The 21451-nt window shown below is 68.3% G+C and carries 19 protein-coding genes and 2 pseudogenes; 7 read left to right on the top strand and 14 right to left on the bottom strand.

The features are described from left to right. Positions 1 to 171 precede the first annotated feature (171 nt). Both RV986_RS49210 and RV986_RS49205 read left to right on the top strand, forming a co-directional pair. Positions 172 to 681 (top strand): methylated-DNA--[protein]-cysteine S-methyltransferase, encoded by a 510-nt coding sequence (locus RV986_RS49210; protein ID WP_475923611.1) that lies wholly within the window; start codon positions 172 to 174, stop codon positions 679 to 681. Between the two features lie 5 nt (positions 682 to 686). Continuing rightward, the gene (locus RV986_RS49205; RefSeq protein WP_475923610.1) at positions 687 to 1418 is read left to right on the top strand and encodes a 2OG-Fe(II) oxygenase; all 732 of its coding nucleotides are present in this window, start codon (positions 687 to 689) and stop codon (positions 1416 to 1418) included. Positions 1419 to 1437: 19 nt separating this feature from the next. Here RV986_RS49205 and RV986_RS49200 read toward each other — a convergent pair whose 3' ends face one another. From RV986_RS49200 to RV986_RS49190, 3 genes are all read right to left on the bottom strand, one after another. Then, positions 1438 to 2964: a glycoside hydrolase family 43 protein gene (locus tag RV986_RS49200; protein WP_475923609.1), complete on the bottom strand. Its 1527-nt coding sequence runs from the start codon at positions 2962 to 2964 to the stop codon at positions 1438 to 1440. 545 nt (positions 2965 to 3509) lie between these two features. After that, positions 3510 to 3716, bottom strand: coding sequence for a hypothetical protein (locus RV986_RS49195; RefSeq protein WP_475923608.1), 207 nt, complete (start codon positions 3714 to 3716; stop codon positions 3510 to 3512). Continuing rightward, positions 3631 to 4182 (bottom strand): DUF4982 domain-containing protein, encoded by a 552-nt coding sequence (locus RV986_RS49190; protein WP_475923607.1) that lies wholly within the window; start codon positions 4180 to 4182, stop codon positions 3631 to 3633. The genes RV986_RS49195 and RV986_RS49190 overlap by 86 nt, the downstream gene beginning before the upstream one ends. A 188-nt stretch (positions 4183 to 4370) precedes the next feature. On the opposite strand from RV986_RS49190, the gene RV986_RS49185 reads away from it, so the two are divergent. The 3 genes and pseudogenes from RV986_RS49185 (at position 4371) to RV986_RS49175 (ending at position 6227) form a co-directional block, all read left to right on the top strand. Next, a complete protein-coding gene (locus tag RV986_RS49185) occupies positions 4371 to 5378 on the top strand; it encodes an alpha/beta fold hydrolase (RefSeq protein ID WP_475923606.1) in 1008 nt (335 codons plus the stop codon). A 93-nt stretch (positions 5379 to 5471) separates the two neighbouring features. Next, positions 5472 to 5888, top strand: a pseudogene (locus tag RV986_RS49180) (transposase family protein); the annotation flags it as partial. A 207-nt stretch (positions 5889 to 6095) separates the two neighbouring features. Continuing rightward, positions 6096 to 6227 carry a hypothetical protein gene (locus tag RV986_RS49175; RefSeq protein ID WP_475923605.1) on the top strand — a complete coding sequence of 44 codons (132 nt, stop codon included), beginning with the start codon at positions 6096 to 6098 and terminating at the stop codon, positions 6225 to 6227. Positions 6228 to 7480: 1253 nt separating this feature from the next. Here RV986_RS49175 and RV986_RS49170 read toward each other — a convergent pair. From RV986_RS49170 to RV986_RS49140, 7 genes and pseudogenes are all read right to left on the bottom strand, one after another. Continuing rightward, positions 7481 to 8992 (bottom strand): GMC family oxidoreductase, encoded by a 1512-nt coding sequence (locus tag RV986_RS49170; RefSeq protein WP_475923604.1) that lies wholly within the window; start codon positions 8990 to 8992, stop codon positions 7481 to 7483. Positions 8993 to 9103: 111 nt separating this feature from the next. After that, positions 9104 to 9753, bottom strand: a pseudogene (locus RV986_RS49165) (transposase family protein); the annotation flags it as partial. A gap of 421 nt (positions 9754 to 10174) precedes the next feature. Further along, entirely contained in the window at positions 10175 to 10918 is a 744-nt protein-coding gene (locus RV986_RS49160; RefSeq protein ID WP_475923603.1) for an SDR family oxidoreductase, read from the bottom strand. Between the two features lie 321 nt (positions 10919 to 11239). Next, positions 11240 to 11614, bottom strand: a complete 375-nt coding sequence (locus RV986_RS49155; RefSeq protein ID WP_475923602.1) for a nuclear transport factor 2 family protein — start codon at positions 11612 to 11614, stop codon at positions 11240 to 11242. A 674-nt stretch (positions 11615 to 12288) separates the two neighbouring features. After that, positions 12289 to 13275: an LLM class flavin-dependent oxidoreductase gene (locus RV986_RS49150; protein ID WP_475923601.1), complete on the bottom strand. Its 987-nt coding sequence runs from the start codon at positions 13273 to 13275 to the stop codon at positions 12289 to 12291. 157 nt (positions 13276 to 13432) lie between these two features. Beyond that, a complete protein-coding gene (locus RV986_RS49145; protein ID WP_475923600.1) occupies positions 13433 to 14617 on the bottom strand; it encodes a MalY/PatB family protein in 1185 nt (394 codons plus the stop codon). A gap of 181 nt (positions 14618 to 14798) precedes the next feature. Beyond that, positions 14799 to 15842 (bottom strand): aldo/keto reductase, encoded by a 1044-nt coding sequence (locus tag RV986_RS49140; protein WP_475923599.1) that lies wholly within the window; start codon positions 15840 to 15842, stop codon positions 14799 to 14801. Between the two features lie 197 nt (positions 15843 to 16039). Between RV986_RS49140 and RV986_RS49135 the strand changes: the two genes are divergently transcribed. Continuing rightward, complete coding sequence (locus RV986_RS49135; protein ID WP_475923598.1) at positions 16040 to 16507, top strand: MarR family winged helix-turn-helix transcriptional regulator; 468 nt, start codon at positions 16040 to 16042, stop codon at positions 16505 to 16507. A 39-nt stretch (positions 16508 to 16546) separates the two neighbouring features. Next, positions 16547 to 16945, top strand: a complete 399-nt coding sequence (locus tag RV986_RS49130) for an ACT domain-containing protein (protein ID WP_475923597.1) — start codon at positions 16547 to 16549, stop codon at positions 16943 to 16945. A gap of 315 nt (positions 16946 to 17260) precedes the next feature. Here RV986_RS49130 and RV986_RS49125 read toward each other — a convergent pair whose 3' ends face one another. The 4 genes from RV986_RS49125 to RV986_RS49110 form a co-directional block, all read right to left on the bottom strand. Beyond that, positions 17261 to 18871, bottom strand: coding sequence for a purple acid phosphatase family protein (locus RV986_RS49125; protein ID WP_475923596.1), 1611 nt, complete (start codon positions 18869 to 18871; stop codon positions 17261 to 17263). Positions 18872 to 19314: 443 nt separating this feature from the next. Next, the gene (locus RV986_RS49120) at positions 19315 to 19692 is read right to left on the bottom strand and encodes a hypothetical protein (protein ID WP_475923595.1); all 378 of its coding nucleotides are present in this window, start codon (positions 19690 to 19692) and stop codon (positions 19315 to 19317) included. Between the two features lie 169 nt (positions 19693 to 19861). Next, positions 19862 to 20059 carry a hypothetical protein gene (locus RV986_RS49115; protein ID WP_475923594.1) on the bottom strand — a complete coding sequence of 66 codons (198 nt, stop codon included), beginning with the start codon at positions 20057 to 20059 and terminating at the stop codon, positions 19862 to 19864. A gap of 58 nt (positions 20060 to 20117) precedes the next feature. Further along, a complete protein-coding gene (locus RV986_RS49110; RefSeq protein ID WP_475923593.1) occupies positions 20118 to 21329 on the bottom strand; it encodes an acyltransferase family protein in 1212 nt (403 codons plus the stop codon). Positions 21330 to 21451: the final 122 nt, after the last annotated feature.

Genomic DNA, 21451 nt, shown 5'->3' with positions numbered 1-21451 from the left:
CCTTCCCGTGTCCACCGGCAGGCAGGTGTCCGAATCCCGCCGGACGAAGCGCTCGGCGAGCGGCAAAATTGCAGGTGAAGCGATACCCATACCTGCACCCGTTCCTGCTCCTGTACCTGTACCTGTACCTGTACCTGTATCGCTTGAGGTTCTCTCGAAAGGACACCTGTGATGACGGTCTACACGACCCTCGACAGCCCCCTGGGCGAGTTGCTGCTGGTGGGCGAGGAGTCGGCCACCGCGAAGGGCGGCACGGCGCTCGCCTCGCTGTCCATGCCCGGCCAGAAGTCCGGCGTCGTCGTCCAGGACGGCTGGACCAGGGACCCGGACGCGTTCACCGAGATCGTCGGGCAGCTGCGCTCCTACTTCGACGGCGGGCTGACCGGTTTCGACATCTCCTACGCGAGCGGCGGCGGCACCGACTTCCAGCAGCGGGTCTGGAAGGCACTTGAGACCATCCCGTACGGCACGACCGTCAGTTACGGCGAGATCGCCGCGCGGATCGGGGCGTCGAGGGCGGCCGTGCGCGCGGTGGGCACCGCGATCGGCGCGAACCCGCTGCTGGTCGTGCGCCCCTGCCACCGGGTGATCGGCGCCAGCGGTGCCCTCACCGGGTACGCGGCCGGTCTGGAGCGCAAACGGCAGCTCCTGGACCTGGAGAACACGCACCCGGCCGCGTGATCGCCATGTCCGACACCACACATGCGGCGAGCCGCGTCGCCGACCGGGTCGAGGGCGGCGACTGGGAGGCGCTGGCCGAGGAACTCGACGAGCACGGGCACGCGCTCACCGCTCCGCTGCTGACCCCCGAGGAGTGCCACGGGATCACCGCCCTCTACGAGGAGGCCGACCGCTTCCGCACCACCGTCGACATGGCCCGCCACCGCTTCGGCTCCGGCCAGTACCGCTACTTCACCCACGAACTGCCGGACCTGGTCGGGGAATTGCGCGAGGCCTTCTATCCGCGGCTGCTGCCCGTCGCCCGGAACTGGGCGGCCAGGCTCCGGCAGCCCGCGCCCTGGCCCGACGAACTGGAGGAGTGGGTGGCGATGTGCCACGCGGCCGGGCAGGCCAGGTCCGCGCAGATCCTGCTGCGGTACGGGCCCGGCGACTGGAACGCCCTGCACCGCGATGTGTTCGGCGCGATGCTCTTCCCGCTCCAGGTCGTCATCGGGCTCGACGCCCCCGGAGTCGACTTCACCGGCGGTGAATTCATCATGACCGAGCAGCGCCCCCGTGCGCAGTCGCGGGGCTCGTGCACGACGCTGCCCCAGGGCCACGGGCTCATCTTCACCACCCGCGATCGGCCCGTCGCCTCCCGGCGCGGCTGGTCGACGGCACCGATGCGGCACGGCGTCAGCACCGTGCGCTCGGGGCGGCGCCACACGCTGGGGCTGGTCTTCCACGACGCCGCGTGAGGTGCGCGGTCGATCGTGATCATCTTTCCTGGTCGGTGTGTTCGGCGGTCATGCCGGACCCGGCGGTGGTGTCGTCCGCCGCGGCCGCGCCCAGGGGGCGGTAGGAGAAGCGCCTCACCACCTGCACGCCCGCCAAGGACTCGACGCCTATGACACGGCCGGTGAAGCCTCCGGCCACCTCCGTCGAGAAGTAGCGTCCGTCGACCTCGGCCAGCGGTCGGAAGCCGCCGTGGTCGTGGTGTCCCAGCTGGACCTGATCGGGTCCGCCCGTGTGCGGCGTACCCGGCCGCGGCTTCACCGCGCGGAGGGCCAGGGTGACTCCGCCGCTCCCGGGCCGGGGTATCTCCGCGAGCGTGTGGTCGAGTCCGCCGATGACGACGCGTGCGACGAGCGACTCTCCGCGCGCCTCGACTCCCGCCCAGTGCGCGTCGTCGAGGCGCAGTACGAGACGGGTGTCGCGGCCTTCGGCGACCGCGCTCGCCTCCCATTCCTCGTCCCTGGCCCGCACTCCAAGGAGTCGGCGCGCACCGGTCGGCGACGAGGCGGCCGTGAGTGCCACACCGCCACCCGCGGCGGGCGCGGCGAAGTGTGCCGGGTGGACGCCGGGCGAGATCCACCGCGGATGCAGCACGGGTTTCGTGAACTCCTCGTCGAATCCGGTGTCGTCATCGGGAGCCGGGTAGTGCTCCTCGTCGAACACCGGCCAGTCGTCCTCCCAGCGGATGGCGGCGAGGAACGTCTCACGCCCGTTGACGTGGAACCCCGGGCTGGATCCACGCGGTCGCACCCCCAGGTGGACCGCGGCCCAGTCCCCGGACGGGAGTTCGACGAGGTCCGCGTGGCCGGTGTTCTGCACCACGTGGGTCGTACTGCGGTGGGAGAGGATCGGGTTGGCCGGATGGCCCTCGTAGGGGCCGGTGACGGAGCGGGACCGTGCCACCGACACCGCGTGCCCCCGCTCCGTACCGCCCTCGGCGATGAGGAGGTACCACCACGCGTTCCGGTGATAGAGGTGAGGGGCTTCCGGATAGGCCAGACCCGTCCCGCTCCAGAGTGCTCGGGGCTCGGAGAGCAGCGTCCCGGTGTCCGGGTCGACCACGGCCTGCGAGATGGGGGTCTCGGGCCGGTCGGACGACCAGGTGAGATAGCAGGTTCCCTCGGTGTCCCAGGTGAGATCGGGATCGATGCCCGTCGCCCCGGTGGTGTACACGGGCGCGCTCCACGGCCCTGCCGGATCCTCCGCGGACACGATGAGCTGACCTCGGGCGTATGCGGCGACGTTCGTCGTGATCATCCAGAACCGTCCACCGTGGTGGCGCAGGGTCGGGGCGTAGATCCCCGTACTCCCCTGCCCGTCGGGGAGCGTGAACTGGTCGTCGCGGTCGAGTACGTTGCCGATCTGCTCCCAGTGCAGGAGATCGCGGCTGTGGAAGATCGGCACTCCGGGGAGGTATTCGAACGACGAGGTGACGAGGTAGAAGTCCTCCCCCACCCGGCAGATCGAGGGGTCCGGATGAAACCCGGAAAGAATGGGCCGGTGACTCATTGAGCTCCCTTTCGTCTTCGTCTTCGTCTTCGTCGAACGTCCAGCTGCCAGGACCAGCCGTATGTGCCGGCGCGTACGCGGTACCGCGGGAGTGTGCCCGGGGCCCAGGGCACCGGTGCCGGGACCTTGGCGGACGGGGTCCGCGTGGACGAACGTCTCGGAGCGGGGCTTGAGTTCCCGTTGTGTTGCGCGGCTTCCAGGTCGGCCGTGCGGACGTGCGAGACATTCAGCTGGGTGGGCCGGTCGGTGGTGACCGTGACATGGAGCGTGCGGGTGGACGCCCGTCGGGTTCGCCTCCGGCGGGTGCGGCGGCGAAGAGTCGAAGGGGATGACGACGTTCGTGGACTGCGGGAGGTCCTCGGTCCCCTGCATCATCCACTGCATCGTCCACAGGCCCGGGACCCGATCGGCCGCCGTTCCTTGCCACGCGCCACGAGCGGGCCGGGCAAGGGCTGGAAGTCCCGTACCCCGTCGAGTACGAGACGGTCGGAACGTCGAGCCGGGCATTGACGTAGTGCGGTAGAGGTAGGCATGGCTGAGTGCTCCTACTCGACCGTGACGGTGAGTTCGACGGGCTCGCAGTCCGGGGCGGTGGCGATGAGCCGGATCCTGCCCGCGCCGGTCGGGCGCAGGACCGCGAGCGCACGGCCTTCGTAGGTGCGCCGCTCATTCGCGTCGAATCCCTCCTCGGTCGACGGATCCACGCTGCCGAACCCCAGCAGGGTGCCCTCTCCCGAGACCTCGACGCTCACCGGCCGGTCGGCCCCGGCGCGCAGGACCACCGGGCCGGCTGGCCCCGGCGCGCAGGACCACCGGGCCGGCTGCGGAACGCACCAGGTGACGCCCGGTCTCGACGCCCTCCTGGTAGGCGATCGCGAGGAGTTCGCCCGGTTCGTGGACCGTGTCGAACTCGGAGCGGAAACGATGCTGCTCGCCGGTCGGCCGCCGTCCCAGGGCGCGGCCGTTGACGAGGAGTTCCACCTCGTCGGCGGCGCCGTAGACCTCGACGGTGACCGGCGCCGCCTCGAAGCCGGGACAGGTCCAGCTGGAGAGCGAGTCGCTCCACGCCCAGGGAGTGCCCGCGGGCGTCTGTCCGTGGTGCTGCGGCCGCCGGACCGCCACGTAGGGCTGGGTGCGCAGGCCGAAGACGATCTCACGGTAGTAGGAGACCGGGCGGCGGTGGCCGGCGATGTCGATGTCCCCGCAGCCCGCCAGCACGACCGAGCGGCGCTCCGCGCCGGCCCAACCCCCCGTACCCCTCCTTGCCGATTCGGCAAAGAGGCTTGGCCCCTGCCCCGCCGACCACTGCATGATCGCAGGTAGCGCCGACAGACGGGCGGCCGGGCGAACGTGGTCCGGCGGCCCACCCGTCGAAGCGGCCCCACGCCGAACGCCCCGGAGGATCCGTGCCGCAGCAGACCACAGCAGACCGCACCCACCGTCTCGTCTCCTCGCCCGCCGGGCGGACCCATCTCGTGGAGCAGGGAACGGGCCCACTGGTACTGCTCGTTCACGGCTTCCCGGAATCCTGGTACTCCTGGCGCCACCAGTTGCCGGCGCTCGCCGCGGCCGGTTACCGGGCGGTCGCCATCGACGTACGGGGCTACGGCCGTTCCTCCAGACCCGAGGCGGTGACCGCGTACCGGATGCTCGACCTGGTGGAGGACGGCGTGGCCGTGGTGGACGCGTTGGGTGAGCGCTCCGCGATCGTCGTGGGGCACGACTGGGGCGCGAGCATCGCCGCCGTCTCCGCCCTCGTCCGCCCCGACGTGTTCCGCGCGGTCGGGCTGCTCAGCGTGCCCTACGCCCCACCGGGGGGACCGCGTCCCAGCGAGGTCTTCGCGCAGATGGGCGGGGACCAGGAGTTCTACGTCTCCTACTTCCAGGAGCCCGGCCGGGCCGAGGCCGAGATCGAACCCGATGTCCGCGGCTGGCTCGCGGGCCAGTACGCGGCGCTGTCCGGCGACACCATGCCGGCAGCCGACGCGCCGGATCCGCACTTCGTGGGCCCCGGCGGCACATTGCGCGACCGGTTTCCCGCCGGGCGGCTCCCGCACTGGCTCGGCGAGCACGATCTCGACGTCTACGCCGGGGAGTTCGAGCGGACCGGAATGAGCGGGGCCCTGAACCGCTACCGGAACATGGACCGGGACTGGGAGGACCTGACCGGCCACGCCGGCGCGCCCCTCACTCAGCCCTCGCTGTTCATCGGTGGCGCTCTGGACGCCTCGACCACCTGGATGGCCGACGCGATCGCGGCCTACCCCACCACCCTGCCCGGCCTGGTCTCCTCCCATCTCCTCGACGGCTGCGGCCACTGGATCCAGCAGGAACGGCCCGAGGACGTGAACCGCATCCTGATCGACTGGCTCTCCTCCCTCTCCACCCCCGCGCAGAACGGCCGGGAAGCGTAGCCCGGCCTCCCGGCCACATGCCTCAGCGTGCGCCCCTGAACCGGTTCAGCTTCCTCACCGGCACCACCGGCACCACCGGGAAAGCCGCGGACACGGGCTCTGCTGGTCCTGGCCCACCTGCGGAAGAACGAGACGTTTGCCCAGGTGGGGGTCGGGTTCTGAGTGTCGGAGGCTACGGCGTGGCGGTACGTGGACGAGACACTCGAGGTCCTGGCCGCCTGGGCGCCAGGACTGCACGAGGCACTGGTGGGCCTGGGCGAGGGCGACTTCGTCATCGTCGACGGAACACTGATTCCCACCGACCGCATCCGGGCCGACGAGCCGTACTACTCGCAGAAACACAAGAAGCACGGCATGAACGTCCAGGTCATCGCGACGCCGGACGGTACGCCGCCGTGGTTCTCACGGGCAACGCCGGGGCGGACCCACGACCTGACCGCCGCCCGCGCCCACGGCATCGTCCAAGCCTGCCTGACCCGGCAGATCCTCATCCTGGCCAACCGCGCCTACACCACGACGGTGATCCGCCTGCTCGCCGTCCGAGCACCGGGCCGGCCTGCTCAAGGTCCTGCGTGAGAGCGCCCCGGACTCCGTGTTGCCGGACGGCACCCTCGCCGAGTACGACCGGCTGGGCGACGGACGCGCCAACCACTCTGCCAAGCACCGCCGACACGGGGTGAACGTCCAGGTTGTCGCCGACCCGACCGGGTACGTCCTGTGGATTCGCCGACCCTGCCCGGCCGGACCCACGACCCGATCGCAACCCGCACCCACCGCATCATCCAGATCTGCGAACGCCAGGGCGTTCCCGTGCTCGCCGGCCGCGCCTACCGGGGTGCCGGACCCTGAGTGACTACCGAACCCAAGCGCCCCGCCCGGCGATGAACTCGGCCCGACCCAGCGCACGGTCAACCGCGCACCGGCCCAGGCCCGGGCACCCGTCGTAGGCGCGATGGCACCGCTGAAGTCCTGGCGAATCCTCCGCAGGTCACGCTGCGGACCCGACCGGATGACATCAATCGCAGCAGCCATCCTCACGCTCGGGAAGCAACACTGAAAAGGTTCGATCAACACGCTCCACGCTCCGCACCGGCAGTCGTTCAAAGAGCATGAGCGCCTCTTCCCGCCAGGGGGACGGCCAGTTGACAGGTTCGGCAGACAGCGGCTCCGCGTAGTGCCACATCCCCCCGCAGCTTCTGCGGGACGCTGTGGCGACGCGCAACGTCGCCGACAGCAGCGATGGTCTCCGGAGTGCAGGCATCATCGCCGAGTGCGGACTCCGCCATGGCCCTCTCCGATTCGGCGGCCGCGACCAGGATGGCTCGGACGGTGTAATTGCGCCGCCCATCCTTGTTGTCGGTCTCCTTCGGCTTGCCCATGGCCTTCGCGTCGTCGACGGGGTGCGGCATCGTCCAGGCCCTCGGCAGCCTAGGTGGACACCGACCGGACGGCCTCGTAGAGCAGAGCGTGCCGAACTGACCCTCGTATCCGCCGAGACCGAGCTGGATCTCCTCGGGACAGACAACGCCATCGGCCGCGGAGAAGTCTCCTTCACAGGTGGGGACGCACGCGCACCCGCGTAGCGAATCTGCACGGGCTCGTGACTCGTCCACCAGCTGAAGGGGGTGGCTTCCCGCTTGGCCTGTTGTGTTGCGCGATGTGCCCGCCGGACCCACAGATTGTTGACCGCTCCCGCGGTATCGACGCTCGCGGCGTGACCGCTGGCGACAGCAGGGGCCGAAGTGGGCGCGGGCCGACCGCGGATGCCTGGCCGACAGGCCTTGCGCGGGACCTTGTTCAGCTGCCCACCGGCATCCAGCCGGAATACCTGCCGCGAGGAACTTCGAGTCGGGCATGACGTCGAGGCGGTGTCTGGCGCCCTGGAAAGGTCCGGTGTTCGGGGCCGACTGCCCCACCAGTGTCTTGCTCAGGCTGCGTTCTCGCAGGCGCCTCGTGCCGGAGAAACCGCAGGCCGGTATGAAGGCCGAAGGAATTCCAGGAGCTGGTCCTGTTCTGATGCTGCGCCGGGGCTGGTGAACCAGGCCCTCCGCCAGGCGCGTTCGGACGGGCACTCTGCGCCCGTCCGAATCCGATCCGGCGAGTCACTCTCCGTATACCTGCTGGAAGATGTACTCCGCCGCCATGATGGCCGTCAGGTTCGTAGCGGTGGACGGGACCTCCGGGAAGATCGAGGCATCCACCACCCGCAGGTTACTGACCCCACGGACCGCGCCCAGGCTGTCCACAACACCCCATTGGTCATCGTCGCCGCCCATGGGCACCGTCGAGGTCGGGTGCTCGTACGAGCCCAGGTTCTCGAGGATGACCTGCTCGAGCGTCGCATCGTCCTGCACGGTGTCACCCGGCAGAAGTTCTGACTGGGCCATCTCGGCGAACAGTTCGTTGCCTCCGATGCGCCGGCTGAGCTTGACCGCTTCCACCATTCGACGCCGGTCACGAGGCTCGGCGAGGAATCGGTAGTCGATGTCCGGCGCATCCTTGGGATCACGGCTACGGAGCCGGAGGGAACCGATCGAGTCTGGGCGAACGATCGACACGGCAAGCACGATGGCACCCCCGGTCGGGCTGAAGGCCGGATCGATGAGGTGAGTCGCCGAGATGTGGATGTCGAGCTCGTCCTTGCCCGCCTCGCTGGATCCGGTCCAGACCAGCGCTCCTCCGGGCGGTGTCATGGCGAGCTTGCCGGGGCGCAGGGCGTACACGTTGAAGTAGAAAGGCTGGTTCTGCAGGCGCAGGCCCACCGGCAGGTCGGATACGACTGGGATGTCCAGCGACCGCAAATGATCGGCCGGCCCGACCCCAGAGCGCATCAGGACGGCAGGGCTGCCGAAGGCTCCGGCGGAGAGGATCACCTCGCCTGCGGTGAACACCGTGCCATCAGTCGTCACGACTCCCCGAGCGGCCCCCCTGTCGACGAGCACTCGGTCGATCTCCGTGTCGCCAAGGACAGTCAGGTTCCGGCGGCGGCGAACCTCATCGGTCAGGTAGGCCATTCCAGTGTTGTGGCGTACTCCCGCCAGTACGTTGAGCTGGTAGGCCGTGACGCCGTCCTGCTCGACGCCATTCACGTCCTTCAGGCGCTTGAACCCCTCACTCGCGGCGGCGTCGATGAATGCCTGGAGTGACGGAGTCAGTTCCTCATATCCCATTTGATGGATGGGAAGTGGCCCCGAGCGACCGCGCCGACTGTCTTCGCCGGCGGAGGTGGTCTCCAGCCGCTTGTAGGCCTCCAGCACCTCGGGATCCGTCCAGCCATTGAGGCCGTGGGCACGCCAGCGCGCGAAGTCGGAAGCACGGGCGCGGAGAGCGACACCGGCGTTGACACCGGAGCTGCCACCGAGCACCTTGCCTCGCGGCGCCGCGATTCGGTTGTCCCCCTGGCCTGTTGCGGCGGAGTAACCCCAGTCGTGGTCCTCGTCTCCGCCGACACGACCGCTGTTGCGTATCACGTCAGGGTACTCATTGGGGGCATATGCCCGCCCCGCCTCGAGGAGAAGCACCTTCCGGGAGGTGTCCCCGCTCAGCCGATTCGCGAGGACTGCTCCTGCGGAGCCGCCTCCCACCACGATGACGTCATAGCCCTGCTCACTCACTGCAAACACACTCCCCTGTCTGGGCCGCGCGTGAACCGCGCGGTGGATGTTCAGGCTTCATCCATCACCATAGGTCGCGTATGTCGAATTTTCAACGCTAACGTCGAATTGGAGCGCGCGGTTGACGGTTCGCCGGGTTGGCGTGAGGTCGAGGCCCGGCGGGCGTCCGAGGGGTGTCGTCACCCACGGGCCGGCTCCCCTGTAGGCGCGGTGGGCGAGGACGGGGACGCCCTGGCGTTCACAGATCCGGATGACCCGGATGATCCGGTGTGTGCGGGCTGCGGTGAGGTCCTGGGACCGGCCGGGCAGCGCGGGCGGGATCCACCGCAGTCGCCCCTCCGGGTCAGTCACGACCTGCACGTTCACTCCATGCCAGCGGTGCTCGTACGAGTAGTCGGCCCGGCCGTCGTCGACCCGGCCGCACTCCGCCAAAGCGCCGTCGATCAGGACGTAGTCCAGGTCGGCTTCGATCAGGACGTAGTCAGGTCGGCTTCGCGCAGGGCACGCAGCAGGCCGGGGGCGCGGTCGGCGAGCAGGTCGACAACGGCTGCCACGTAGGCGTGAGCGGTGCCGACACAGGTGCCGAGGCCGGCCGCGAACTGGGCGAGGGTGTCGTGCCTGTGCAGTTACACCAGGGCGACCAGCGCACGCCGGCGCGGCGGGAGTGTGCAGCGACGGTCACTTTCACGGGTGACGATGAGTACGGTGACCCACTCGACCAAGGCGTGGGGCAGGTCGAGTGCGGCAGGATACGGAACCAACGCGGCCCCTGTGCCTGTGCGTTGAGACTTCGACCGCCACCCCCGACGGCACGGGAGCCTCGTGCGTTGCGCACCCCATCGGCGTCACCCGATCAGTGGCCATATCGAAAAGACTCAATGTCGCCGCTGGCCCCACACAGCGTGTGTACCAGCCACCCGCAAAACGGCCGATGCTTTACACGGTGTAGGGCTCTACAAGCCGACAGCAACACGGCGGTCCGGACCCCCAACTTGCAGGTCCGATTTACGGTGGGGTGAGTCAGCAACGCCGGTATGCCTACCTGACCCGCAGCCGGCTCCATCAGCCGGAGCTACCCCACTTCCCCGCCTTCGGCTTGTCCGCAACTGGAGATAACCGGGACGACGACGATCACGGCGGGAGAGGGGATGAAATCGACAACCTCCCCCGCCGTCCCGCTCGCTATGCTGCGGCGATGGTCCCGCCTCCGGCCAGCTCGCCCCCATCGACAATGAACTCACCACCAGTGGCAAAGCTCGATTCATCACCGGCCAGGTAGACGATGAGCCCAGAGATCTCCGCCGGGTCGGCGACTCTCTTCATCGGGTTCAGCTGGGCAACGTCCAGCCCCTCGGTCATCACGGTCGCGACAGCGCCGGGGTGTACCGAATTGACCCGGATCCGGAACTCGGCGAGTTCCAGAGCCAGAGACTTGGTCAGCCCTCGCAGAGCGAACTTCGATGCGTAGTAGCCGTGCAGTCCGGCAAAGCCTCGAAAACCCGCTACGGACGATACATTGATGATGGATGCGGGAGCGGAGCGAATCAGACTCGCGCGAGCTGCCTTTGCACCCAGGAACTGCCCGGTCAGATTGACCGAGATGATCTTTTCCCAGCTTTCGACGCTATACTCCTCCAGAGACCCGAAGTTCATGATCCCTGCGTTGTTCACCAGGGTACTGAGGGATCCAAAGGTGTCTTCCGCGGTCTGTACGGCTGCTTCCCAAGAGGCGTAACTCGTGACGTCCAGGTGCGTGTACACGGCGTCACCTGACCCGATCTCCTTAGCCAGCGCCTGACCTTCGGTGGCGAGCAGGTCTCCCATCACGACCTTGCCACCCTCGGCAACAACCGCACGCGCGTGTGCCGCTCCCATTCCGCGCGCCCCTCCGCTGATGAGGACAACTTTCCCTTCAAGCCTCTTCATGATTCCTTGTTCCCTTCTTTGGATTTCTTACAGGTCGCGGCCCGTCAGAGTGACGCCTGCCATCAATGGCAGACACGGAGTTTTACACCGTGCTGGAGTGGCGCTTGGCATCCCTAGCAGCGGGCAACTTCTCAGCGCCAGGAAGATATGTAAGTTGCGCCGTAACGAAAGGGGAGAATCATCGGCCATGGTCACCGCGGCGGCAATCGCCATCTCAGGTTTCCGAGGCGGACTCCTGGCCCATTTGGCAGCGTCCGCAGCCCGCTTTGCGACAAACACTCCCGTGACACCGGGTTGGCTCCTCGGCCAAACCCGACGTGATCACGACGACGCGCTCTGGAAGTCTGAAGGGGCTCCAGTCGCCTGATGACCGATCAGCCGCCAAATCCCGTTCTCCTGACGCCAGATCACGATGTAGACAGCTACGATCCGCCTTTCGGCACCACCGACCTGAACCTGCAGTTCGAGGACGCCGGAGGCTTGGAAGGCTTGCTCCCCCAGTGCAGCAACCGAGTCCACGCGGGCATTGACGGAGCGAAAGACGAACGTGCCGTTTCGGAACTTCTCGATGAAGGATTTCTTGCCGTCAAGCAGCCCGGACGAGTGGGCGTAGTAAAGATGTTCCGACAGGAGACCAGCCAACCCGTCCGCGTCTCCCGAGACCAGCAGATCAGCTCGCCTCATCTCAAGTTCCATCGCCAAGCGGTGTAGGTCCGCATCTCCCGACATCGGTACTCCCTCCAAGCCAATCGGCCACACGTCCTCGCCCACATCAGCCTCCGGACTCGCCCGCGGCACAACCACCACCCGGGCACAGCAACTCGCCGCGAGCGATGACACAGCACCAGCCGGCCCGACCGGACAGGACGGATGAGAGGCGCCGACGGAATCAACGATCACACGATCAGTCACCAATGTCAAATTATCGACGCATGTGACTAAACCGGCCCTGCGTCACGGTCTGACACAGGACACCCGCCCCGCTCGTCGAGGTGCGCGCACAGAGAGTGACGCCCGGCCATTTCCACCTGAACGCCCGGCAAGACCCAATTCCTCGGCCTTGCACATCGCGAACCAGTCAAGGGTGGTACCTCACACAGGGGCCGGTACCTGAGGACGCAGTGGTTCCGTCGAGTCGTCGACACACGGCCTCACACGTAAGAGAGCCTCACGAAACGCGCAGCGGCTGCAGTGTCGATGCGCCACGATCAAGGCTGCAAGCAGTCGCGCGCCGTTGCCACTGCCGGTGCCGCGCGTACCCCGATCGGATGGGTCACGAACGCGAACCACCAGCACCCTGACGCAGCGTCAGCCGCTGGACTTGAAATAGGCACACTGACCAGGACAACTGAAGCAGCACAACTGGAGTACTAGGAGAACGCGGGCAGCACCTCGCGCTCGAAGAGGCGCAGGCTCGACCACGCCAACTCCATCGGCATCCCCCCGCACAGCGGATGGAACTGGGTGAAGGGAACCGGCGCGACCTTCAGCTCCGCGACGAACTGCTCGGGCGTCACAACCCGGTACTGACCGGCCTCCCGTAGCTCGTCGATGTCGGCGACGGAGTGGAACGGCGCCGCGAGGTTGTCCTGGGCCTGCCAGATCCCGTAGGCGTTCGTCTCGTGGAGGAAGAACGGCGCCATCTGCCGCCAGCCCTTCTCGGGGTCTTCGGCGAGCGCCACGACCTGGTTCTTGCTGATGGGGCTGGGTCCGGGGTCGGGCCGGCCGAGCTTTTGGACTTCGTCCCGGTAGAACTCCCACACCTCGGGCACCGAGGGGATGAACCCGTCGGCGATACGGGCGGCCCGCCGGGCAGCCGGTTCGGTGCTGCCGCCGAGCGAGATGTCCGGGCCGCCCGGCCGGAACGGTGCGGGCGTGATGCGTACGGTGCGGCCCCGATAGGTGAACTCCTCGCCGGTGAACGCCGCCTTCAAGGTGGTGACCACCTCGGTCACGCGCCTGGCCCGTTCCTTCATCGGCACGTCGAACATCGCGAACTCTTCGTGTACGTAACCGTTGGCGACGATCAGATCGACCCGACCCCTGCTCAGGTTGTCGAGCACGATCATTTCCTCGGCGAGGAGCAGCGGATCGTGGAACGGGGCGATCAGCGCGGCGATGAGGAAGCCCACGTTCGTCGTCCGGGCCGCCATCGCGGCGAGCATCGGGACCGGTGAGGGAAGGTATCCGTCCGGCGAACCGTGGTGCTCGGAGACGGTGATCCTCGCGCAGCCGAGCCGGTCGGCCCACTCGGCCATGTCCAGGGCGGCCGCATATCGGTCGGCCATGGCCGTCCCGGCGAGGTCCGGATTGCGGAAGTCGAAGCGAAGGGCGAACACCACGCCGGGGCTGGTCATCGGGATGTGTGCTTCCTCTCGGCTCATGCGCCTGAATCAGCCCCGGAAGAATATCGTTCTGATCTTTGAGAATGCAATACTCGCTGCACCGAAATGAGATTCTGTCACCTGGGCGCGCCGGAGCCGCCGCACGCCGGTGCGGAGGCTCGGTTTCCGGTCAGGCGACGGCCGCGGCCATCCGCCGAACCGCCTCGGCGACCAGCTCCGGCGAGGTCGCCAGGTTCATCCGTACGAAGCCGGTGCCGCCGGTGCCGAAGCGCGCCCCTGAGGTCAGAGCGACGCGGCCGCGTTCCAGGAAGACGCTGGCCGGGTCGTCCGCCAGGTCGAGGGCCCGGCAGTCCAGCCAGGCCAGATAGGTGCCCTGGGCGGGGTCGTAGTCCACCGCGGGCAGCTGCTCGGCGAGCAGCTCGGCCAGCAGTCGGCGGTTGTCGTCCAGGCCGGCCAGCAGGGCGTCGAGCCAGTCGCCGCCGTCCCTCAGCGCGGCGGTGTGGGTGATGACGCCGACGTGGCTCGGGCCGTGACTGACCTCTTCCGGGAGCCGGGCCAGGTCGACGGTCGCTTCGGACCCCGCGACGGCCAGGGCGGCCTTGAGGCCGGCCAGGTTCCATGCCTTGGACGCCGACATCAGCGAGAGGCCGTTCTCCGCGCCGGGCACGCTCAGGTACGGCACGAAGGCCGCGCCCGCGGCGACGATCGGGGCGTGGATCTCGTCCGCGACGACACGTACGCCGTACGTCCGGGCCAGCCGCGCGACCTCCGCGAGCTCGGCCGCCGTGTGCACGGTACCGGTCGGGTTGTGCGGACTGCACAGCAAGTACGCCGCCCGCTCCGCGCCCCCGCCGACGCGCTCGAACACGTCCTCCAGCACCGCGAAGTCGATCCGCCCGCGCGGGCTCAGCGGCGCCTCCACGATCCGTCTGTCCATGTTCTCGACGAACTGGTAGAAGGGCGGGTACACGGGACAGTTGACGACGACCGGAGCCCCCGGCCGGGAGACCAGTTTCAGCATCTCGACGACCCCCAGCATCACATCGGGCACGATCGCCGTACGCTCCACGGCCACGCCGTCCCAGCCCCACCGCTTGCGGGCGAACTCGGCCAGCGCCTCGGCGTACGCCGTCCCGGCCGGGTAGCCCGTGTCGCCGAGCGCCGCCACGTCGACGATCGCCCGAGCGACCGGCTCGGCCAACGGTACGTCCATCTCGGCCACCCACAGAGGCAGTACGTCCTCCGGGTAGGTGCGCCACTTCATGCTCGTACGCCGTCGGAGCTGGTCCAGGGAGAGCCTGCGCAGCGGATTGGCGTCGTCGGGGGCCGGGAGGTCGCGAGGCGTACTGTTCATGGGCCAAAAGTAGGCGAGACGACCCGGGAATCGTCCGCCTCTTTCGCGCCTCCCCTCGAATGACCGGGAAGTACGCGCGCATGGATCCGATTCACGGCGAGACCGGCTGTCGCCGCGCGGAGCCCCCGGCCCGGTTGCCGGGCATCCGGCGCGTCGGGTCGAGCCCTGGTCCTCCTGGCAGTCAGGACGGCCGTCGGCGGCGGGAGGCCGCTCGCAGCGCCGGGTACTGAAGGAAATGGTCGATGCCCGGCAGGTCGATTCCAGGGGGTACGGCCTTGTCGATGGCGTCCAGTGTGTCCTCGTCGAGGACGACGTCCGCCGCCGACAGGGCGTCCTCCAGGTGCTTCATGGTGCGCGGCCCGATGATGGTCGAGGTGATCGCGGGGTGGCTGCCGACGAACGCCAGGGCGAGCGCGGTCAGGGAAAGCCCTGCCGCGTCGGCGATGCCCCGCAGGGCGTCGAGAGCGTCGAAACGGGCCGGGGCGGCGAGGTCTTCGGCGCTGCTGACGGTGCCCTGCATGAAACGGCCGTCGGGGTCGAACCGTGAACCGGTCGGCGGTTCCTCGTCCCGCCGGTACTTGCCGGTCAGCCAGCCGCCGGCGAGCGGGCTCCACGAGATCACCGCCATCCGATGCCGCTGACAGGCCGGCAGCACGGACTGTTCCATGGAACGCGCGAAGATCGAGTACTGCGGTTGTTCGCACACGAAGCGCTCGCTGCCGCGCCGGGCGGCCGCCCACTGGGCTTCGACGATCACGTCCGCCGGGAAGGACGACGACCCCAGGTAGAGCACCTTGCCCTGGCGCACGAGGTCGCTCAGCGCGCTGAGGGTCTCCTCCAGGTCGGTGTCCCAGTCCAGCTTGTGCACCTGATACAGGTCGATGTGGTCGGTGCCGAGCCGACGGAGACTGTCCTCGACCGCCCGCATGATCCAACGACGGGAGCCCCCGCGCCGGTTGCGGTCGACACCCATCGGGAAGAAGCACTTGGTCGCGAGCAGTACGTCGTCGCGGCGTGCCGCCACCGCCCGTCCGACGATTTCCTCGCTCTCACCGCGGGAGTACACGTCCGCCGTGTCGATGAAGTTGATCCCGGCGTCCAGGGCACGGTTGATGATCCGTGAGCAGTCGGCCGGATCGGGGTTCCCGAAGGGGCCGAACATCATCGCGCCGAGGCACTGACTGCTCACTTCGACACCGGTCGTTCCGAACTTGCGGTAGTCCATCTGTCTCCTTCCATCTGTCTCCTTCCATCGCGGCGCCCACGTCACCACCGACGACGAGGCGACTCCCGTACGATCACCGCACACTTCGAAATGCGATTCTATCCACAGAAGAATGACATTCTCAGTCGGTCCGGAACAGAGGAGCGCAGCCCGACGACGGCTGATGATCCATCAACGCTCTCGCTACACTCACCGACATGGACGCGACACCACGCTGGCTCAACCCGGAGGAACAGGCCGCCTGGACGGGCTTCATCCGGATGCAGGAGAAGCTCATCGGCCGGCTGTCCCGTCGCGTGCAGAGCGAGTCCAGCCTCTCCGCCTCCGACTACACGGTCCTGGTCAACCTCACCGACGCACCTGACGGCCGACTGCGGTTCCTCGACCTGGCAAAGGCGGTGGAGTGGGAGAAGAGTCGTATGTCCCATCACGTCTCCCGGATGGCGAAGCGGGGACTGGTGGCCCGCGAGGAGTGCGCCGAGGACGGACGCGGAGCGTTCATCGTCGTCACCCAGGCGGGCCGCGACGCGATCGCCGCCGCCGCCCCCAAGCACGTCGAGAACGTCCGTCGTCTCTTCATCGACGCCCTCACCCAGGAAGAGCTCGGGGCGATCACTCTCATCTCCCAGCGGGTCCTGGACCAGTTGGAGAAGGAACCGTACTGATCGGCCGCGGGGCACGGACCACGGCGTACTCTGCCGAGAGTGACCGGTGAGAGTGATCTGCGGAAACTGCTGAGCGGCATGCGCCCGCAACTGAACCCGGGACGCTTTGTGTTCACCACCGTCCGGGGTGAGGTTCCCACCGGCGTCAACCCCGTCGTCACCGTCGCCGAACACGAAGGCCTCACGCTGGTCGTCCCCCAGGAGGAGGCCGACGCGGCGGGGCTCACGTACGACTACGTGGCGGGCTGGATCACCCTGCGCGTCCACTCGGCGCTGGACGCGGTCGGTCTCACCGCCGCCTTCGCCCGGGAGCTCGCCGAACTCGGTCTGAGCTGCAACGTGGTCGCGGGCTTCCACCACGACCACCTCTTCGTACCGCACGAGCAGACCGCCCGGGCGATCACCGCGCTGGAGGACCTGGCCCGACGCTCCGCCTGACACCGCACCCACACCGCACCCGGGGCAGTGCGGCAGATGCTGGCCACGCCCGCTCCCACCGGGCGGCGGCAAGATCCACCCGGAGCAGCTCCTCGCCCCCGGATACACCGCCGGCTTGCACAACGGGCTCTGCCTGATCGCCATCGGGCTTTCCGTGGGTGTAGGCGCGCACGCCCGACGCGAGCGATCGGCGTGCCGACATCAGCACGCTGCACCGCCCCCACCGCCGACCCGGGCCCCGCCGCTCCCGCCAGAAGCGGCGGGGCCCGTTCCGACGACACCACGAGGCCGGTGTCGGTGGAACGGACGGCAGGGTTACCTGCTGTGACCGTCGGAGCGCTTGCGGTGGAGTGTGAACTTCTCGAACACCGACAGGTCGCCGTTCGGCTTGTTCACGTTGTAGTAGGTGACGTGCATGCGGGTGGTGTCACCGGCATGCCGTCCGGGGTCGACGGTGAAGGAGGCGAAGCCGTAGGGGTGTTCGGTGTCCCTGACTCCGGTCCAGACCGCCTCCTCCTTGGTGTAGGTGGAGGTGCGCTTGCCGTTGGAGCCGGGGGTCGCCGACACCGCGGTGATCACCTTGCCGGTGCCGTCCTTGAAGAAGCTCTGGTTCGTGGTCCCCGAGACGCCTCCACCGCCGAGGATCATGTGTACGGTGCCGAGTCCGGTGTCGATGGAGTCGGTGGCCATGGAGACCGGGTTGGGGGTCAGCGTCTCGCTGCCGCTGACGACTCCGCGGACGGCCAGCGAGCGCTCGTAGTTGTGCTCGTGGCCGCACAGCACCAGGTCCACGCCGTAGCGGTCGAACAGGGGGCCGTACTTCTGGCGCAGGCCCAGGTCGGCGCCGTTCGCGTCCGTGGAGCTGACCATGACCTGGTGCATGGCGACGACCACCCAGTCGATGTCGCGCGAGGAGCGTGCCGCCTTCAACTCCTTTTCCAGGAACGCGAGTTGGCGTCCGCCGGAGTAGCCGTTGATGTAGACGTCGCCGCCGTCCTGAAGGCAGTTGTCGTCGTTCTGCAGCACGATCACCCGGACGGATCCGGCCGTGAAGGCGTACCACAGGCCCGCGAGTTCGGCGTCGGTCTCGGTGGAGGGGAGGTCGAAGTAGGTCTGGTAGGCGCCGAGTCCGATCGGGCCGTTGGCCTTCTCGATCTCGTGATTGCCGGCCGCCGGCATCCAGGGGCGGAAGCGCGCCGAACGGGTGTTGTTGGTGAAGAAGTTGTTCCAGGTACGCACCCGGTCGACGTCCAGGTTGGCGTAGCACAGGTCGCCGTTGAGCAGGTGGAACAGCGGGGCGACCTGCTCGATGCCGGTGACGATGTCCTTCGTCGCGGCGGTGGAGTTCGCGTCGAGCGCCACCGTGCCGTTGGCCGCCCAGGTCACCTGCGGGGCCGACTGGTCGCCGAAGCTGGTGAAGGTGACGGGCCTGCGGCCGCGCGGGGCGGTGCGGAAGGTGCCGCTGTCGGGCGTCGCGCCCTCGTGGGTGGCGAGGTAGAGGTAGTCGGTGTCCGGGGTGAGCCGGTTCAGCGCGGCGTGGTGGACGTAGACGGTACGGCTGGAGGTGCCGTCCACGTAGGTGACGGTCCGGGCGGCCGCGCTGGATCCGAAGCCGTGCTCCAGGGTGCCGTAGCGCACGGCCGGTTTGGTCACCGGTCTGTCGGTGATCCACGACACCGTCATCTGGGTGCGCGGGTCCGCCCCGAAGGTCAGGTGCAGCCCCTGGACCGGGGGCGCGCCGGACGAGTCCGCGGTGAGGTGAAGGGCCGGGGCGTCGAGCGGGGCGGCCTGTGCCGTACCCGCTCCGAGCAACGGGGTGACGGCCGCGCCGGCTCCGGCCGTACCGAGGAGGCCCAGCGCGTGACGACGGCTGACCCCCTCGGAAGGCTTCGTCGACCCTTCCGATGTCCCTGTTTGTGTGGTCATGGTGCCCTCTCTGAGGAGCAGTTGAGCAGACAACCACCGCACCCTGGCGTGCCCCAGCGGCCCCTGAGTGAACGGTGCGTTGCCAGACGGTCATTGCGCCGCGAGTGGCGTGCCACGGAGGCGATTCTTGCCCCTGCCTTTGCCAGTGGCCGCCCCGCCGTTGACGCGACCGCCCCGCGCAACCGCTCAACGGCCGATGCGGAGGCTTCACGACATGACCGGGCGCCGGACGCCCTCCTCGAACGCGAACAGCGGCGCACGCAACCGCCGAAGGGCCGGCGCGGCGGCGCGGCGCCCGTCGAGTGGCCCCATGGCGGCAGACCACCGCGTCAGAGTCCGCCGAGCACATGGTCGGCCGCCCCCCAAAGGGCCGGGCCACCGCATTTGTGTCAGCCGTCGTTGGACCGGTTGCCCCTACCAGGCCAGGCAGGGCCGACAGGAGCTCATGGGTCGGGGTGAATGCCCTTGAAGCCGGGCCCGAGTCCGCGCCGTCGTGGAGGCCGTGGTGGCATGCGCGGCGCGGACACACCCGCGGCGGCCCCAGTCGCTTCGTCGGCGGGCGGTGCGAGCAGCCGACGCACGTCGTTGACGGCCGCCGTCACCGGGGCGAGGGCCCGGGCCGCCTCGGGCCCCAGCACGGACAACGCCGCGGCGAGCGTGTCGATCGCCTCCAGCGCGTCGTCGACGGCCGCCGCGCTCCAACCGCCGGGCCCCGCTGTGGCGGCCCGGATCCCGGCGGTCGCGGCAAGACGGCACGCGTTCTCGACGGCGTGCTCGGCGTACCGGTCCACTCCGGGTGCGGCCCGGGACGACAGTTCCATGTTCAGCCCAACGACATTCCCCCGGGAAAGGTCGCAGCCGAGTGTCACACGGTGGCCGAGATGGGCGGCTCCGGGGACCGAACGGCGAATTTCTACCAAGAGCTCCGAGGCGACTCGGCTCACTGCGTTGGCCGTTGCCGCCCCCAACTCACCTGCGGAGAAGTACCGCTCAGCGATGGACGGCGCTGCGTCCGGCGCGCAGATCCGCCAGGGCATCCGCGTGCTGCTGGTTGGTCAGGGCCTGAGGCGTGTCGTCAAGAAGGAAGCAGCGCACGTCCAGCCTCTCGGCGTCGAGCGGCGCCCCGGCACGGTCGGCACGGTCGGAACCTTGCAGATCTCCGCCGATCGGCGTTCCACGGAAGAACACCGCACGGCAGCACCGCCGGGGAATCCCCAGGCGCCGTCCCGTCCCCGCCGCGTCATCGTCAGTTCTTTTCCATCCGGTCGTCGTGAAGCGGTGAACGGAGACTCGAACGCATGCCTGTCCAGCGTGAGCGTCCTGCCGAGACCATGGACTTCCAAGATCGGTTTCGCTTGAAAGGCGTCTCGCAGATCTTGGCGAAGAGCAGCGCTCCCAGCACCGAAGCAGGAAGTCCCAGCATCACTGTAAAACAGAATTCGGGTAGGCCGGGCGATACGAACTGCGGGGCGATTTTTCGAGCGATAACCATGACGATCGGCAAGTGGATGAGGTAGAGACTGTACGAAGAATTGCCGAGACTGCGGATGGGGCGCGTAGCCAGAAGCCGCATGAGGAAGACGGGCCTGCCCGTGGCAACCGCGGCAAGGAGCATCGTCATGGCGGGCACGACGGCGAGATCCACCCAGAAATAGTGGTCCACCGTCCAGACCGATCCCTTGGCAACAACCAGCGACAGAACGGGCAGGGCGGCCAGGGCGGCGAGCCAGTGCCACGGCAGACGCCGGACCTTCTCCGGCGCGACAATGATTCCCGCGCCGACCAGGCCGGCCACAAATACGGGGGCGAGATTCGGTGTCAGCCAGTTCATGCCTTCCACCGGGGACGCGTCTGCCGCCAACAAGCCACGCACGACCACCAGGAGCGTCACACCCGCAACCAGGACTACCGCCCCCAGCCGCCGCCGGATCAGAAGGAAGAGCGGAAAGAGGAGATAGAGCTCCGCCTCCACGCCGATCGACCAGAACGCCCCATTCGGAGTGGGGGCCGTGAATATGTCCTGGACCACGAGGCCGTACACCAGAATCGATTTGCCGGTCGGCGGTCCAAAATGCGAGGCGGGCACCACCAGCCAAGCGACCATCAAGCTCAACGCGAGTGCCGCCCAGTATGGAGGCAGGATGCGCCAGGCGCGCCGACGCAGGAACCGGGAAACACCGCCGAGCTGCCAACCGTTGCGCGCCGGTGAGATGGCCAAGGAGAAACCGGACAGCACCAGAAAGAAGACGACAGCGAGACGCCCGTACATCAGCCAGCTCAGCCAGGAGGGACCGGAGTTGCCGGGAAATCCTGGAAAGGTCAGCAGCCAGCAGTGAAACAAGAGCACATACAGTGCGGCCAAGCCGCGGAGCCCATCAAGGCCCAGCAGCTGGTTGCGACCGTGCACTTCAAGCCGCTCCAGCGGCGGAGAGACGGCGAGAGAGGATTCCATACCCATTCTCACGTGCCTTCCCTCGCCGATGTTCAGCTACACGGCGATCATCCTCCGGTACGCCCTGGAGTCGACGAACTGGAGCGGGAGGAGCCGGACGCTCATCGTATCGACATGCGTCGAGTCGG

It is taken from the genome of Streptomyces sp. RLA012, assembly GCF_056270325.1.
Note: the sequence above shows the minus strand (reverse complement) of the source record. Positions and strands in the feature narration are given on the sequence as shown.